The sequence below is a fragment of the Saccharothrix sp. HUAS TT1 genome, assembly GCF_040744945.1.
In the GTDB taxonomy this organism is placed as follows: domain Bacteria; phylum Actinomycetota; class Actinomycetes; order Mycobacteriales; family Pseudonocardiaceae; genus Actinosynnema.
The window spans coordinates 8,391,349-8,405,104 of record NZ_CP160453.1; the positions used below are offsets into that span (position 1 = coordinate 8,391,349).

The following is a 13,756-nucleotide window of genomic DNA, read 5'->3' on the forward strand; positions in this document are numbered from 1 at the left end:
CCGGAACGACCGTCCACTCCGGACCGCGCTGAGCCGCGCCGCCCAGCCGAACCCAGCCACGCGCGCTCCGCCCAACACGGCCGCGCCGCCCAGCCGAACGCAGCCGCGCGCGCTCCGCCGAACACGGCCGCGCTCAGCCGCGACCGCTCAGGCTTGGCCCTTGCGCCGCGAGTAGTCGCGCATCCGCTTCGGGTAGCCGACGATGCCCGCGTCGTAGATCGGGATGCCGAGCTTCTTCGCCAGGCGCTTGGCGCCCTCCGTGCCGTCGATCCGGCGTCGCGTCCACTCGCCGTCGTGCGCGACGAGCACGACCGTGGTCTCCGTCACGGTCGTCTTCGGTTCGACGTACGCCTCCACGCCGCGCCGTGCGGCGGCCCACTGCTCCAGGTGACCGGTGTCCGTGGACGTGGACGCGCGCAGCACGCCGGGGCGCTGCTTCCTGCGGAAACGGTCGAACAGGCCCACCGGGCCACCTCCTGCCGGGAATTCTCGGGACCATGGTGCCGGCGCGGGTGTGAAGGCGGGGCCAAATCCTCCGAACAGGACACCGCGTCGCCGCCGCCCGCGCGGTAGTGACAAGATGGCAACCACACGCGCGCACCCGCGCGGAGTAAGGCATCAAGCTCTCCAGGGAGAACCCGTGACCGACACCTCCGCCGACCTTGTGATCCTCGGTGGCGGCTCGGGCGGCTACGCCTGCGCGTTCCGCGCGGCCGAGCTCGGCCTGTCCGTCATCCTGGTCGAGAAGGACAAGCTGGGTGGCACGTGCCTGCACCGCGGCTGCATCCCCACCAAGGCGCTGCTGCACGCGGCGGAGGTCGCGGACAACGCGCGCGAGGGTGACCAGTTCGGCGTGAAGTCCTCGCTGGAGGGCATCGACATCGCGGGCGTCAACTCCTACAAGGACGGCGTGGTCAGCCGGCTCTACAAGGGCCTGCAGGGCCTGGTCAAGGCCAACAAGGTGACCCTGGTCGAGGGCGCGGGCACGTTCATCGGCCCGAACACCGTCGAGGTCGACGGCCAGCGCTACACCGGCCGGAACGTGGTGCTGGCGACCGGTTCCTACGCCCGCAGCCTGCCCGGCCTGGAGATCGGCGGCCGGGTCATCACCAGCGACCAGGCGCTCAACCTGGACTTCGTCCCGGAGAAGGTCGTGGTGCTCGGCGGCGGCGTCATCGGCGTCGAGTTCGCCAGCGTGTGGGCCTCCTTCGGCGCCGACGTGACCATCGTGGAGGCGCTGCCCCGCCTGGTCCCGGCCGAGGACGAGTACGCGTCCAAGCAGCTGGAGCGCGCGTTCCGCCGGCGCGGCATCAAGTTCAAGACCGGCGTGAAGTTCACCGGCGCCACCCAGGGCGAGTCCGGCGTGTCGGTCACCCTGGAGTCCGGCGACGTGCTGGAGGCCGACCTGCTGCTGGTCGCCGTCGGTCGCGGCCCCAACACCGCGGGCCACGGCTACGAGGAGGCCGGCGTGCGGATCGAGCGCGGCTTCGTGGTCACCGACGAGCGGCTGCGCACCAGCGTGCCCGGCGTCTACGCGGTCGGCGACATCGTGCCCGGCCTGCAGCTCGCGCACCGCGGCTTCCAGCAGGGCATCTTCGTCGCCGAGGACATCGCCGGGCAGGACCCGAAGGTCATCGACGAGGCGGGCATCCCGCGCGTCACCTACTGCAAGCCCGAGGTCGCCTCGGTCGGCCTGTCCGAGGCCGCGGCCAAGGAGAAGTACGGCTCGGTGGAGACGTTCGTCTACGACCTCGCGGGCAACGGCAAGAGCCAGATCCTGAAGACCGCCGGCGGTGTCAAGCTGGTGAAGGCGCCTGACGGCCCGGTGGTCGGTGTCACCATGGTCGGCGAGCGGGTCGGCGAGCTGATCGGAGAGGCCCAGCTCATCTACAGCTGGGAGGCTTACCCCGAGGACGTGGCTCCGCTGATCCACGCCCACCCGACCCAGACAGAAGCCCTCGGCGAGGCTTTCCTCGCCTTGGCCGGCAAGCCGCTGCACGTGCACGGCTGACCGTCGCACCCCAGTCAGCCGATCACCGACCCACGCACGAGGAGTCAGCGAACGATGGCCTTCTCCGTCCAAATGCCCGCACTCGGCGAGAGCGTCACCGAGGGCACGGTCACCCGCTGGTTGAAGCAGGAGGGTGACCGCGTCGAGGTCGACGAGCCCTTGCTGGAGGTGTCCACCGACAAGGTCGACACCGAGATCCCGTCCCCCGCGGCGGGCGTGCTCCAGAAGATCGTCGCCCAGGAGGACGAGACCGTCGAGGTCGGCGCCGAGCTCGCCGTCATCGGCGACGGCTCCGGCTCCGGCTCCGGCTCCGGCGACGAGACCTCGTCCGACTCGTCGGCCGGCGACGCCACGCCGCCCGCCGAGGAGGCTCAGCCCGAGCCGCAGTCCGCGCCCGAGCCCCAGTCCGCGCCCCAGGCCGAGGCCGCTCCCGCCCAGCCGGAGGCGCCCGCGCAGTCCGGCGGCGGTTCGGCCGAGGGCACCCCGGTGACCATGCCCGCGCTGGGCGAGAGCGTCACCGAGGGCACCGTGACCCGGTGGCTCAAGGCCGTCGGCGACTCGGTCGAGGTGGACGAGCCGCTGCTGGAGGTGTCCACCGACAAGGTCGACACCGAGATCCCGTCGCCGGTGGCGGGCACCCTGCTGGAGATCGCCGCGGGCGAGGACGAGACCGTCGAGGTCGGCGGCAAGCTCGCGGTGATCGGCTCGGGCTCGCCCGCGCCCGCCGCGCAGGAAGCCCCCGCCCCCGAGCCCGAGGCCCCGAAGCAGGAAGCGCCCCAGCAGGAGGCGCCCAAGCAGGAAGCCCCGAAGCAGGAGGCGCCCAAGCAAGAAGCGCCCAAGCAGGAGGCTCCGAAGCAGGAAGCCCCCAAGCAGGAAGCGCCGAAGCAGGACTCCGACGACTCGGCCAACGGCGCGCCGTACGTGACGCCGCTGGTGCGCAAGCTCGCGTCGGAGAACGGCATCGACCTGAACACCCTGAAGGGCACCGGCGTCGGCGGCCGGATCCGCAAGCAGGACGTGCTGGCCGCGGTCGAGGCCGCCAAGGCCCCGGAGCCGGAGGCCCCCAAGCCCGCCGCCGCCACCGCGTCCGCCCCCGCCCAGCGGGTCGCCTCCGCGCCCGCCGCGGACACCAGCGGCAAGCGCGGCACGGTGCAGAAGCTGCCGCGGCTGCGGCAGATCGTCGCCCAGCGCACGCGCGAGTCGCTGCAGGTCTCGGCCCAGCTCACCCAGGTGTTCGAGGTGGACGTCACCAAGATCGCCCGACTGCGCAACCGGGCCAAGGCGGCGTTCGAGCAGCGCGAGGGCACGAAGCTGACGTTCCTGCCGTTCTTCGCCAAGGCGGCGGTCGAGGCGCTGAAGCAGCACCCGGTGCTGAACGCCTCGATCGACGAGGAGAAGAAGGAGGTCGTCTACCACGGCGCCGAGCACCTGGGCATCGCGATCGACACCGAGCGCGGCCTGCTCAACGCGGTCATCGCGAACGCGGGCGACCTGAACCTGGCCGGCCTGTCGCACAAGATCGGCGACCTGGCGGCGCGGGCGCGGGCCAACAAGCTCACCCCGGACGAGCTGACCGGCGGCACGTTCTCGCTGACCAACCTGGGCAGCAACGGCGCGCTGTTCGACACGCCGATCATCCAGCAGCCGCAGGTCGGCATCCTGGGCGTCGGCGTGGTCAAGAAGCGCCCGGTGGTGATCACGGACGAGAACGGCGACGACACGATCGCCATCCGGTCCATGGCCTACCTGGCGCTGACCTACGACCACCGCCTGGTGGACGGCGCCGACGCGGGCCGCTTCCTCTCCACGGTGAAGAACCGCCTGGAAGAGGGCTCGTTCGAGGCCGACCTCGGTCTCTGAAGAGTGACGCGCTGAAAGCCGCTCCCGGTCCGCCGGGGGCGGCTTTCGCCGTTCACGGGGCTACCCCCGCCGGCCACCGAACCCACGTGGTGCGGGTGACACGCCCGCCGCTGTGCAACCGGCACCCCGCTGCGAGACGATCAACGCATGCGGGTTGTCATCGCGGGGTCGTCCGGCTTGATCGGCACCAGTCTGGTCGCCGCGTTGCGCGGCGCCGAGCACGAGGTGCTGCGGTTGGTCCGGCGGCGGCCCTCGGCCCCGGACGAGCGCGGCTGGGACCCGCCCGCCGGCCGGATCGACGCGGGGGCGCTGGACGGCGTCGACGCGGTGGTCAACCTGTGCGGCGCCGGCGTCGCGGACCGGCGGTGGAGCGACGCGCGCAAGCAGGTGCTGCTGGACAGCCGCACGGTGCCGACCGAGGTGCTGGCCGCGGCCGTCGTCGAGCACGGCGTCCCGGTGCTGGTGAACTCCAGCGCGATCGGCTACTACGGCGACACCGGCGACGAGGTGGTGGACGAGTCGAGCCCGTCGGGCGCCGGGTTCCTGGCCGGGCTGTGCCGGCAGTGGGAGGCCGCCACCGCGGTCGCCGACCAGCGCGCCAGGGTCGTCCGGCTGCGCACCGGCCTGGTCATCAGCCCGTCCGGCGGCCTGTTCGGCAAGATCAAGCCGCTGTTCTCGTTCTTCCTCGGCGGACGCCTCGGCGACGGCCGCCAGTACATGCCGTGGATCTCGCTGGACGACGCCGTCGCGGCCATCCGGTTCGTGATCGAGCACGACGTCTCCGGCCCGGTGAACCTGACCGCGCCCAGCCCGGTCACCAACGCCGAGTTCACCCGGACGGTCGGGCACGCGCTGCACCGCCCCGCGCCGTGGATCGCGCCCGCGTTCGCGTTGAAGGCGGTGCTGGGCGAGGTCGCCGAGGAGGGCCTGCTGGCCGGGCAGCGCGCGGTGCCCAGGGTGCTGGAGCAGCGCGGCTTCCAGTTCCTGCACCCGGCGCTGGGGGCCGCCGTCGCGGCGGCCGTCGACGGGTGATGAGCGTGCTGGTCGGCGTCGTGCTGGCGCTGGCCTCGGTGGTCCTGGGCTTCACCGTCCGGCACGAGCCGCCGGGCGTCGACCGGGGTCTGCACCTGGCCGCGGTCGACCTGGGCCCGAACTTCGTGCACTCGGCGGCGGTGGTGAGCTTCGTGCTCAGCCCCGGCCTGGCCACGATCGCGCTGCTGTCGCTGGGGCTGCGCGCGCTGCTGGCGCGGGACGCTCTGGTGGCGCGGTCCGCCGTGCTGCTCGCCGCCTGCTGGGCGACGGTGCTGGCGCGGTACGCCTACCAGCGGGTCCGGCCGATCGAGTTCCCGAAGTGGGCGTACCCGAGCGGGCACGTCACGGCGGTGACGTCGATCGCGTTCACCGGCGTGGTGCTGTGCGCGTGGCTGGCGCGCCGGCACCTCAGGCTCGCGGTCGCGCTGGCCTGCGCGGCGGTGGTGGTGACCGCGGCCAGCCGGGTCGTGCTGGAGATGCACTGGTTCACCGACACGGTCGGCGCCGTGCTGGCCGTGGTGGGGGTGGGTCTGGTCGTCGCCCGCGCCCTGCGGTTGCTGCCGGTGGGCGTAATGTCGAGACGTGAGCAGTCTTGACCTTTCCTGCCGCACCTCGACGGAACCGATCGAGGTGCGCGAGCTGGGCACCATCGACTACTTGGCCGCGTGGGACCTGCAGCGGGAGCTCGCCGAGTCCCGCGCGGACGGCGCGGTCGGCGACACGATGCTGCTGCTGGAGCACCCTCCGGTCTACACCTGCGGTCGGCGCACCGAGCCCGAGGAGCGGCCGAGGGGCGGCGACACCCCGGTCATCGACGTCGACCGGGGCGGGAAGATCACCTGGCACGGGCCGGGCCAGCTGGTGGGTTACCCGATCGTGGGGCTGGCCGAGCCGCTGGACGTCGTGCAGTACGTCCGCAGGCTGGAGCAGGCCCTGATCCACGTGTGCGACCAGCTCGGCGTGCGCACGGGACGGGTGGAGGGCCGCAGCGGCGTGTGGATCGCGGCCGACGACAAGGGCGGCGAGCGCAAGGTCGCGGCGATCGGCATCCGGGTGCAGCGCGGCGTCACGATGCACGGGTTCGAGATCAACTGCAACGCCGACCTGGCCGCGTTCGGCGACATCATCCCGTGCGGGATCAGGGACGCCGGGGTGGCGTCGCTGTCGCACGAGCTGGGTCGGGACGTGACCGTGGCCGAGGTGCTGCCGCTGGCCCGCGACGCGGTCGTCGACGCGTTGAACGGCGACCTGCCGCTGACCGACCGGACGCTGGTGCGCGAGCAGCCGGTGGCGGCGGGCGTGACCTTCGCGGTGCGCACCGGCTGACAAGCACGACCCCTCCCCTCTAGTATTCCGTAATTCCGGACCACCAGAGGGGAGATCCGTCGTGCTCCTGACCCGACGGCGCCTTTTCCACGCGTGCGGGGTGGCGGGCGCGGTCGCGCTGCTACCTGCCGCGACCGCCACCGCCGAACCGAGCACCACCGAACCGGAGGACTGGCTCGCCTGGTTCCGCGCCCACCGGCAGCACGTCGCCGTGGTGCTGGACGACGGCCGGGGCGGCCGGTTCGCGCACCGGGCGCACGAGCGGCAGCCGCTGGCGTCGGCGGTGAAGGTCGTGCACCTGGCCGCGTACGCGAAGGCCGTCGACCTCGGCCTGGTCCGGCCGGACGAGCAGGTGCGGGTCGGCGACTGGGAGCAGTACTACCTGGGCCTGGACGGCGGCGCGCACCAGGCGGCCCTGACCGCGCTGGGCATCCCGTTCGCCAACGGCGTCACGGCCGACGACCCGAACCACCGGGTCACCCTGGACGACCTGGCCGCCGCGATGATCCGGCAGAGCGACAACGCGGCCACCGACTTCCTGCGGCACCGGCTGGGCGAGGGGTTGGTCCGGGCCACCGCGGCGAGGTGGCCGACCCTGGAGGCGCCGGAGATCCTGGCGGAGGTCCTGCACTTCGTGCTCGGCCGCCGGGTGAGCGTGCGGCGGTACCTGAGCGACCCGCAGCTGCAGCTGGAGGTGATCGGGCGGTTCCCCGACATCCCGAAGACCTACGAGGGCCAGCGGCCGTGGGCGCGCGGCACGTGGGCGGGCACGGCGGCGGCGCTGAACCGGGCGCACCGGGCGCTGACCGAGGTCCCGCTCGCCCGCGACCACCTCGAACACGGCTACCGGACACCACCGGATGTGGCGGGTGTGGCGGGCATCGGGTTCAAGGGCGGTTCGCTGCCGGGGATCGTCACCCTGGGGTTCAGCGTGCGCTGGGAGGACGGCCGCGTCGGCAGCGCCGCGGTGCTGACCGAGGAGGTCGACGAGCCGTGGTCCGGCCGCGCCGGCGAGCTGGTGCGGCTGGTCCTGGACGCCCTGCTGGAGCCCGCTGCGCTGCGGAGATTCCACACGACGCTCTCGTAGGATGACCGCGGTGGACCTGGTGCAGCGACTTGCCGAGCTGGAACAGCGCGTGGCCGCGTTGGAGGGCGACGTGCGGGAGGTCCCGCTGCCCGGGACCGAGGACGACGGCGGCGCGTTCGGCTACGGCGGTCAGGTCGCCCTCGCGGACGGCCGGGTCTCGTGGCGGATCGACGTGACGCCGGAGCGCGCGCTGTCGTTGCCGGACCGGCCGCGGATCGAGGTGCTGTCCGCGCTGGCCCACCCGGTGCGGGTCGACCTGGTCCGCACGCTGCTGGCGCAGGGCGCGCAGCCCGCGACGGCGTTGCAGGAGGCGGCCCGGCTCGGGTCGACCGGCCAGCTGTACCACCACCTCAAGGCGCTGACCGCGTCCGGCGTGGTGGAGCAGGACAAGCGCGGGAGCTACCGGCTGCGGCCGGAGGCCACCGTCCCCGTGCTCGTCCTGCTCACCGCCGCGTCGGACGTCGCCGGTCAGCTGCGCGGCTGAAGCCCGCCCTCAGCCGCGCAGCTGGGGCGCGACCGAGGCGGCGATCAGCTCCACGTGGTCGAGGTCGGCCAGGTCGAGGACCTGGAGGTAGGCGCGGCTGATGCCGGTCCTCTCCCGCCACGAGCCGAGCACGTCCACCACCTCGTCGGGCGTGCCGGCCAGGCCGTCCCGCCGCAGCTCCCCGACCTCGCGGCCGATGGCGGCGGCCCGGCGGGCGATCTCGGCGTCGTCCCGCCCGACGCACACCACGAGCGCCGCCGAACGGGTGATCCCGGCCGGGTCGCGGCCGATCTCGGCGCACGCCGCGTCGACCCGGGCGAGCACGTCGACCGCGGTGTCCACGCCGACGAACGGCAGGTTGAACTCGTCGGCGAACCTCGCCGCGAGCGCGGGCGTCCGCTTGCGGCCCTTGCCGCCGACCAGCACCGGGATCTTCCCGGCCGGCTTGGGCAGCGCGGGCGAGTCGGCCAGCCGGTAGTGCTTGCCGGCGAAGTCGTAGGTCTGCCCGGCCGGGGTGCCCCACAGGCCGGTGACGATCTCCAGCTGCTCCTCGTACCGCTCGAAGCGCTCGACCGTGGACGGGAACGGCAGGCCGTACGCGGTGTGCTCGGCCTCGTACCAGCCCGCGCCCAGGCCGAACTCGACCCGGCCACCGGACATCCGGTCGACCTGCGCCACCGAGATGGCCAGCGGGCCGGGGTGGCGGAACGTCGCGGCGGTCATCAGCGTGCCGAGCCGGATGGTCTCGGTGTCCCTGGCCAGCCCGGCGAGGGTGATCCAGGCGTCGGTCGGGCCGGGCAGGCCGTCGCCGTCACCCATCTTGAGGTAGTGGTCGGAGCGGAAGAACGCGCCGTAGCCGGCGGCCTCGGCGGTGCGCGCCACGGCCAGCAGCTCGTCGTAGGAGGCCCCCTGCTGAGGCTCGGTGAAGATCCGGAGTTCCACCGCGCCAACGCTAGTCGGCAGGGCGGCCGGGCCGCGATCCGAGCGGCGTGACGACGGCTAGCGGCGGCGTGACCTCGACCGCTTCGCCTCCGGGGGCGGTGCGACCGGGCCTGGCGCCCCGGGCGCGACCCGCAGGCCCTCGACCACCCGCACGATCGTGCGCTCGACCTCGACGCTGGCCTTGCGCGGCTCGGACGCGGCGGCGATCGTGCTTGCGCCCGCCGACAGCGCGCCGAACAGCAGCCTGCTCATCGTCTCCACCGGCAGCTGCTCCAGCTCGCCGGAGGTCACCAGCACCTCGATGGTGGAGCGCAGCAGGCCGTAGCTGAAGTGCTCCTCGGCCTCGCGCCACCGCTCCCAGCCCATTACCACCGGCGCCTCGTGGATGACGATCCGCTGGTAGGCGGGCTCCAGGCAGGTGCGGACGTACGCGCGCAGGCCCGCGATGGCGGTCTCCCACGGGTCGCCGGGCGCGCTGACGATCTCGCCGAGCTTGTGCACGAACTCGGTCTCGACCGCGTCGAAGGCGGCCTCGAACAACGCCTGCTTGCCGCTGAAGTGGTGGTAGAGCGCGCCCTTGGTGAGCCGGGCCCGCTTGGCCACCTCGTCCAGCGACGTGCCCGCGTACCCCCGTTTGGTGAACAGCTCCACGGCGCTGTCCACGAGGGCGCGCCTCGTGGACTCCGAGTACTCCAACCGCCTCGACCGCACTGTCACCACGTTCACAACCGTACGACATACCGGCGGTACGTACCCGTGGTATGTTCGGCTCATCGGCCATACCGGCGGTATGCGAAAGACCTGAGGTATGACGCCGGTCACCACGAGACGGAGGGCGTGATCATGGGCTGGTCCGACTTCTACCGGCGGCGCGACGCTCTGGACGCCGTGCTCCGGGCCGCGGCGGCGGACCCCGCGGCCCCCCTGGCGTTCGACCGCGACCTGTTCACCGCCGACGAACTGCTCCTGGCCCTGCACCACCGCTGGTCGCACCAGCTCACCGGGCGGCTCGGCGCGGCGCTGGAGGACGGCGACGACGACCGGGTGGAGATCGTCGCGCGCACGTGGCGCGCGCTGGCCGCCGAGCAGCCGGTGCTGCGCGCGGTGCTGGACGCGCACCTGACGTCGACCGAGGCCGTCGAGGGCGAGCAGCGCCTGCTGGCGCTCACCGCGGGCCTGGCCGAGCTGTCCGAGCCCGCCGCGGAGGTCGCCCGCGTCGGCGCGGCGTTCGTGAACCTGATCCGCACCCGTCCGGCCGCCGTCGTGCCCGGCAGGCGCCGCGGACTCGCCAAGAGCGCCTGACCACCTGTAGGTGTTGAGCATGCCGAAGTGGATTGCCCGGAAGTGGGACACCGCCGACATCCCCGACCAGCACGGGCGCACCGCGCTGGTCACCGGGGCCAACTCCGGCCTCGGCCTGCGCACCGCCGAGGTGCTGGCCGAGAAGGGCGCGCACGTCCTGCTCGCCTGCCGCTCCCCCGAACGCGGCCAGCGCGCGCTGGACCGCGTCCTCGCGACCGGCGCCAAGGCCGAACTGGTGCCGCTGGACCTGGCCGACCTGTCGTCGGTCCGCGCGGCCGCCGCGCTGGTCCGCGAGCGCACCGGTGACGCGCTGGACGTGCTGGTCAACAACGCGGGCGTGATGGCGGTGCCGCTGGGGCGCACCGCCGACGGCTTCGAGCGCCAGTTCGGCACCAACCACCTCGGCCACGCCGCGCTGACGTGGCTGCTCATGCCCGCGCTGCGCACGAGGCCGGGCGCGCGCGTGGTCACCGTGTCCAGCCTGGCCCACCAGGCCGGTCGGCTCGACCTGGCCGACCCGAACTACGAGGCGCGCAAGTACACCGCGTGGGGCGCCTACGGCCAGTCCAAGCTGGCCAACCTGCTGTTCGCCAGGGAGCTGGACCGGCGCACCAGGGCCGCGGGCCTGGACGTGACGTCCGTCGCCGCGCACCCCGGCATCACCGCCACCGAGCTGAGCGCCAACATGGCGCGGGCCCGCGGCAACCCGCTGCTCGGCCTCGGCACGAAGATCAGCGACTTCTTCTCGCAGTCGGTCCAGGTCGGGGCGTTGCCGCAGCTCTACGCGGCGACGTCGCCGGACGTCGAACCGGGCGGTTACTACGGGCCGGACGGCTTCCGCGGCACGCGCGGCCACCCGACGCGGGTCGGGTCCACCACGGCCGCCCGCGACGACCTCGCGGCCAGCCGGTTGTGGGACTTGACGGCCAAGCTCACGGCCGTCGCACCGGACCCCTCGTGACGTAGGGTTGAGGCCGTGACCGTCGTACCTGAAGGTCGGAAGCTGCTGCGGCTGGAAGTCCGCAACAGCCAAACGCCCATCGAGAAGAAGCCCTCGTGGATCAAGACCAAGGCGAAGATGGGCCCCGAGTACCGGGAGCTCAAGGGCCTGGTCAAACGCGAGGGCTTGCACACGGTGTGCGAAGAAGCCGGTTGTCCCAACATCTACGAGTGCTGGGAAGACCGCGAGGCCACCTTCCTCATCGGTGGCGAGCAGTGCACCCGACGCTGCGACTTCTGCCAGATCGACACCGGCAAGCCCGCCGACCTCGACCGCGATGAACCGCGGCGGGTGGCGGAGTCCGTGCAGGCCATGGGCCTGCGCTACTCGACCGTGACCGGCGTGGCCCGGGACGACCTGGAGGACGGCGGGGCCTGGCTGTACGCCGAGACCGTCCGCCGCATCCACGAGATCAACCCGGGCACCGGCGTCGAGCTGCTGATCCCGGACTTCAACGCGGTGCCCGAGCAGCTGGCCGAGGTGTTCTCGTCGCGGCCCGAGGTGCTGGCGCACAACCTGGAGACCGTGCCGCGCATCTTCAAGCGCATCCGGCCGGGGTTCCGCTACGAGCGGTCCCTGGAGGTCATCACCGCCGCCCGCGAGGCCGGCCTGGTGACCAAGTCCAACCTGATCCTGGGCATGGGCGAGACGCCGGACGAGGTCACCGAGGCGCTGAGCGACCTGCACGACGCCGGCTGCGAGATCATCACGATCACGCAGTACCTGCGGCCCTCGCCCCGGCACCACCCGGTGGAGCGCTGGGTGAAGCCGGAGGAGTTCGTGGCGCACAAGGAGACCGCCGAGGGCATCGGGTTCTCCGGCGTCATGGCCGGTCCCCTGGTCCGCTCGTCCTACCGCGCCGGGCGGCTGTACGCGCAGGCCGTGCAGAAGCGCGGCGACGTGCTGCCGGAGAACCTGCGCCACCTGCTCGAAGCCGGTGGCGCGGCGCAGGAGATCACCTCACTGCTGTCGTCCCGCTGAGGGTTCGTCGACCACCACGCCGTCCAGCGCCCGGACGTAGTCCGCTCCGAACGCGCTGGACGGCGTGTGCGCGCCCGGGGTCGCCTCCTGGAGGCGTTGGACGGCCCTGATCACCGAGTCGGCGGTGAGGTCGTAGGCGTTCGGACCGGTGAGCGCGGCCCGGACCCGGTTGCCGTCGGCGTCCCACACCTCGCCGAACACCTCGCAGCGCGTCTTCGCCCTGGTGGCCTCGCTCGGCCCGCCGATGCGCTTGACCACCGCCCGGCCCAGCTTCTGGGCCAGGCCCGTGCGCAGCAGCGGCGCGGTGACCGGCTGGAGCTTGCCCAGCAGGGCGGGGAACGCGGTGAACGTGGTGATGTTCGGGATGCCGGTGGACCGGTAGGCCGTGCTGACGTCGCCCCACGGGATCGCGCCGACGTCGCGGGGCCGGTCGCGGAAGTGCGCCGTCCGCCGCCGGTGACCGAGCGGGACGCCGCGGATCACGCCGTCGACCCTGGCCCGACCGCCCCCGCCCGAGCCCTCGACGGCCGTCCGCGCCGTGCCCGTGCTGGCGCCGCCCTGGACCAGGAACGCGAGGTCGAGGTGGGTGGCCGTGGGCAGGGCGGCGTGCAGCATGGCGGCCAGGCAGTCGGTGGGGACGACGTCGAACCCGGCGCCGGGCAGCAGCACCACGCCGGCGGCCTTCGCGTCGGCGTCGCGCCGGCCCACCGCCTCGAAGACGTCGATCTCGCCGGTGATGTCGAGGTAGTGGGTCCCGCTGGTGAGGCACGCGTCCACCATCGGGCCGGAGGTGGCCGAGAACGGGCCGGCGCAGTGCGCGACCGCGTCCACGTCCCGGAGCGCCTTCGCAGCGTCCTCAAGGGCGAAGACGCGGTGCTCCAGGCCCAGTCGCTCGGCCAGGGGGCGCACCTTCGCCTCGTCGCGCCCGGCCAGCACCGGTCGCAGTCCCCGTCGCACCGCCAGCTCGGCGACGAGCGTGCCGGTGAACCCGTTGGCGCCGTAGATCATCCACGTCATGGGGTAGAAGCTACTCGCAGGTAGCTACCCGGACGACCTCCGCCGCACCACGAGGCTCCCGACCACGAGCAACAACCCCACCACGGCGACCGGGGCGGCCCACGCCAACCGCTCCAACCGCAGCCGTCCGCAGATCTCGACGAACGCCGCGCCCTCCGCCTCGACCCCGACCCGGTCGAACCCCATCCCCGCGCCGTTGCCGCAGGAGATCGGGAGGCCCGACGGGGAGTCGGTGGTCAGGGGCAGCAGCACGATCAGCAGACCGGCCAGGAAGAACGCGACACCGACCACCGCGGTGACGACCCTGGGCGACATGTGAGGAAGTTACGTCTTCGGCGGGCTCCGGCATAGGGGCACGTCCCAGTTGGCAACCCCCGCCCGACCATCCGGCCCATCGGGGACCGCAGGTCCACAAGGGCAAAACCGGGGGATGAACGGCACACCCAGAGCGCCGAACGGCAGCCTTTATCACTCCGCAGATCAGCCAAACAGATCACACGACCAGTGGTTCGTCACCAACGGTAGTGATTTTCCGAGTCACCGGGAATTGCCGTCTTTCCACAAACGCTTGCGTCACACGATCGAGTGAATAATCGCCCCGCCGGGGCGCTGACCACGGACTTCCCGCCGGGTTGTCGAAGATCACCGCTGGCCCCGAAGAAGGAACCGTTCGCCGACCGGGCGTTTCGAGTGACCCGATCAGTCGTTGCGGTG

General features: G+C 72.8%; 15 protein-coding genes. 10 read left to right on the forward strand and 5 right to left on the reverse strand.

The genetic code is table 11. The features are described from left to right. Window positions 1–147 precede the first annotated feature (147 nt). Window positions 148–465: an oxidoreductase gene (locus tag AB0F89_RS36800; protein WP_367131034.1), complete on the reverse strand. Its 318-nt coding sequence runs from the start codon at window positions 463–465 to the stop codon at window positions 148–150. A 175-nt stretch (window positions 466–640) separates the two neighbouring features. Between AB0F89_RS36800 and lpdA the strand changes: the two genes are divergently transcribed. From lpdA to AB0F89_RS36835, 7 genes are all read left to right on the forward strand, one after another. Continuing rightward, on the forward strand, window positions 641–2,011 hold the full coding sequence (gene lpdA / locus AB0F89_RS36805) for a dihydrolipoyl dehydrogenase (RefSeq protein ID WP_367131036.1): 1,371 nt from the start codon (window positions 641–643) through the stop codon (window positions 2,009–2,011). A gap of 54 nt (window positions 2,012–2,065) precedes the next feature. Further along, window positions 2,066–3,871: a 2-oxoglutarate dehydrogenase, E2 component, dihydrolipoamide succinyltransferase gene (gene sucB / locus AB0F89_RS36810; RefSeq protein WP_367131038.1), complete on the forward strand. Its 1,806-nt coding sequence runs from the start codon at window positions 2,066–2,068 to the stop codon at window positions 3,869–3,871. 147 nt (window positions 3,872–4,018) lie between these two features. Continuing rightward, window positions 4,019–4,903 carry a TIGR01777 family oxidoreductase gene (locus tag AB0F89_RS36815; RefSeq protein ID WP_367131040.1) on the forward strand — a complete coding sequence of 295 codons (885 nt, stop codon included), beginning with the start codon at window positions 4,019–4,021 and terminating at the stop codon, window positions 4,901–4,903. Further along, window positions 4,903–5,499 (forward strand): phosphatase PAP2 family protein, encoded by a 597-nt coding sequence (locus AB0F89_RS36820; protein WP_367131042.1) that lies wholly within the window; start codon window positions 4,903–4,905, stop codon window positions 5,497–5,499. Before AB0F89_RS36815 ends, AB0F89_RS36820 begins: the two co-directional genes overlap by 1 nt. Continuing rightward, window positions 5,486–6,229: a lipoyl(octanoyl) transferase LipB gene (gene lipB, locus AB0F89_RS36825; RefSeq protein WP_367131044.1), complete on the forward strand. Its 744-nt coding sequence runs from the start codon at window positions 5,486–5,488 to the stop codon at window positions 6,227–6,229. The genes AB0F89_RS36820 and lipB overlap by 14 nt, the downstream gene beginning before the upstream one ends. Before the next feature lie 61 nt (window positions 6,230–6,290). After that, on the forward strand, window positions 6,291–7,316 hold the full coding sequence (locus AB0F89_RS36830; RefSeq protein WP_367131046.1) for a serine hydrolase: 1,026 nt from the start codon (window positions 6,291–6,293) through the stop codon (window positions 7,314–7,316). Window position 7,317: 1 nt separating this feature from the next. Next, window positions 7,318–7,800, forward strand: a complete 483-nt coding sequence (locus AB0F89_RS36835; RefSeq protein WP_367131048.1) for an ArsR/SmtB family transcription factor — start codon at window positions 7,318–7,320, stop codon at window positions 7,798–7,800. Between the two features lie 9 nt (window positions 7,801–7,809). Here AB0F89_RS36835 and AB0F89_RS36840 read toward each other — a convergent pair whose 3' ends face one another. After that, the gene (locus AB0F89_RS36840) at window positions 7,810–8,742 is read right to left on the reverse strand and encodes an LLM class F420-dependent oxidoreductase (RefSeq protein ID WP_367131050.1); all 933 of its coding nucleotides are present in this window, start codon (window positions 8,740–8,742) and stop codon (window positions 7,810–7,812) included. A 57-nt stretch (window positions 8,743–8,799) separates the two neighbouring features. Beyond that, window positions 8,800–9,453: a TetR/AcrR family transcriptional regulator gene (locus AB0F89_RS36845; RefSeq protein WP_367139162.1), complete on the reverse strand. Its 654-nt coding sequence runs from the start codon at window positions 9,451–9,453 to the stop codon at window positions 8,800–8,802. 132 nt (window positions 9,454–9,585) lie between these two features. Here AB0F89_RS36845 and AB0F89_RS36850 point away from each other — a divergent pair, with 132 nt between their 5' ends. The 3 genes from AB0F89_RS36850 to lipA are packed head-to-tail and all read left to right on the forward strand — an operon-like array spanning window position 9,586 to window position 12,025. Next, window positions 9,586–10,044, forward strand: a complete 459-nt coding sequence (locus AB0F89_RS36850) for a hypothetical protein (protein WP_367131052.1) — start codon at window positions 9,586–9,588, stop codon at window positions 10,042–10,044. 19 nt (window positions 10,045–10,063) lie between these two features. Continuing rightward, the gene (locus AB0F89_RS36855) at window positions 10,064–11,005 is read left to right on the forward strand and encodes an oxidoreductase (RefSeq protein WP_367131053.1); all 942 of its coding nucleotides are present in this window, start codon (window positions 10,064–10,066) and stop codon (window positions 11,003–11,005) included. 15 nt (window positions 11,006–11,020) lie between these two features. After that, window positions 11,021–12,025, forward strand: coding sequence for a lipoyl synthase (gene lipA / locus AB0F89_RS36860; protein WP_367131055.1), 1,005 nt, complete (start codon window positions 11,021–11,023; stop codon window positions 12,023–12,025). Here the strand turns inward: lipA and AB0F89_RS36865 are convergent. Both AB0F89_RS36865 and AB0F89_RS36870 read right to left on the reverse strand, forming a co-directional pair. After that, window positions 12,005–13,042, reverse strand: coding sequence for a trans-acting enoyl reductase family protein (locus AB0F89_RS36865; RefSeq protein WP_367131057.1), 1,038 nt, complete (start codon window positions 13,040–13,042; stop codon window positions 12,005–12,007). The two genes, lipA and AB0F89_RS36865, sit on opposite strands and share 21 nt — an antisense overlap. 24 nt (window positions 13,043–13,066) lie before the next feature. After that, window positions 13,067–13,357: a hypothetical protein gene (locus AB0F89_RS36870; protein ID WP_367131059.1), complete on the reverse strand. Its 291-nt coding sequence runs from the start codon at window positions 13,355–13,357 to the stop codon at window positions 13,067–13,069. Between the last annotated feature and the right edge of the window lie 399 nt (window positions 13,358–13,756).

Bases quoted from the DNA above. Each gene is read 5' to 3' on its own strand.
- sucB (WP_367131038.1), top strand. From the start codon at position 2,066: ATGGCCTTCTCCGTCCAAATGCCCGCACTCGGCGAGAGCGTCACCGAG.
- AB0F89_RS36815 (WP_367131040.1), top strand. From the start codon at position 4,019: ATGCGGGTTGTCATCGCGGGGTCGTCCGGCTTGATCGGCACCAGTCTG.
- AB0F89_RS36820 (WP_367131042.1), top strand. From the start codon at position 4,903: ATGAGCGTGCTGGTCGGCGTCGTGCTGGCGCTGGCCTCGGTGGTCCTG.
- AB0F89_RS36835 (WP_367131048.1), top strand. From the start codon at position 7,318: ATGACCGCGGTGGACCTGGTGCAGCGACTTGCCGAGCTGGAACAGCGC.
- AB0F89_RS36850 (WP_367131052.1), top strand. From the start codon at position 9,586: ATGGGCTGGTCCGACTTCTACCGGCGGCGCGACGCTCTGGACGCCGTG.
- AB0F89_RS36855 (WP_367131053.1), top strand. From the start codon at position 10,064: ATGCCGAAGTGGATTGCCCGGAAGTGGGACACCGCCGACATCCCCGAC.
- AB0F89_RS36865 (WP_367131057.1), bottom strand. From the start codon at position 13,042: ATGACGTGGATGATCTACGGCGCCAACGGGTTCACCGGCACGCTCGTC.
- AB0F89_RS36870 (WP_367131059.1), bottom strand. From the start codon at position 13,357: ATGTCGCCCAGGGTCGTCACCGCGGTGGTCGGTGTCGCGTTCTTCCTG.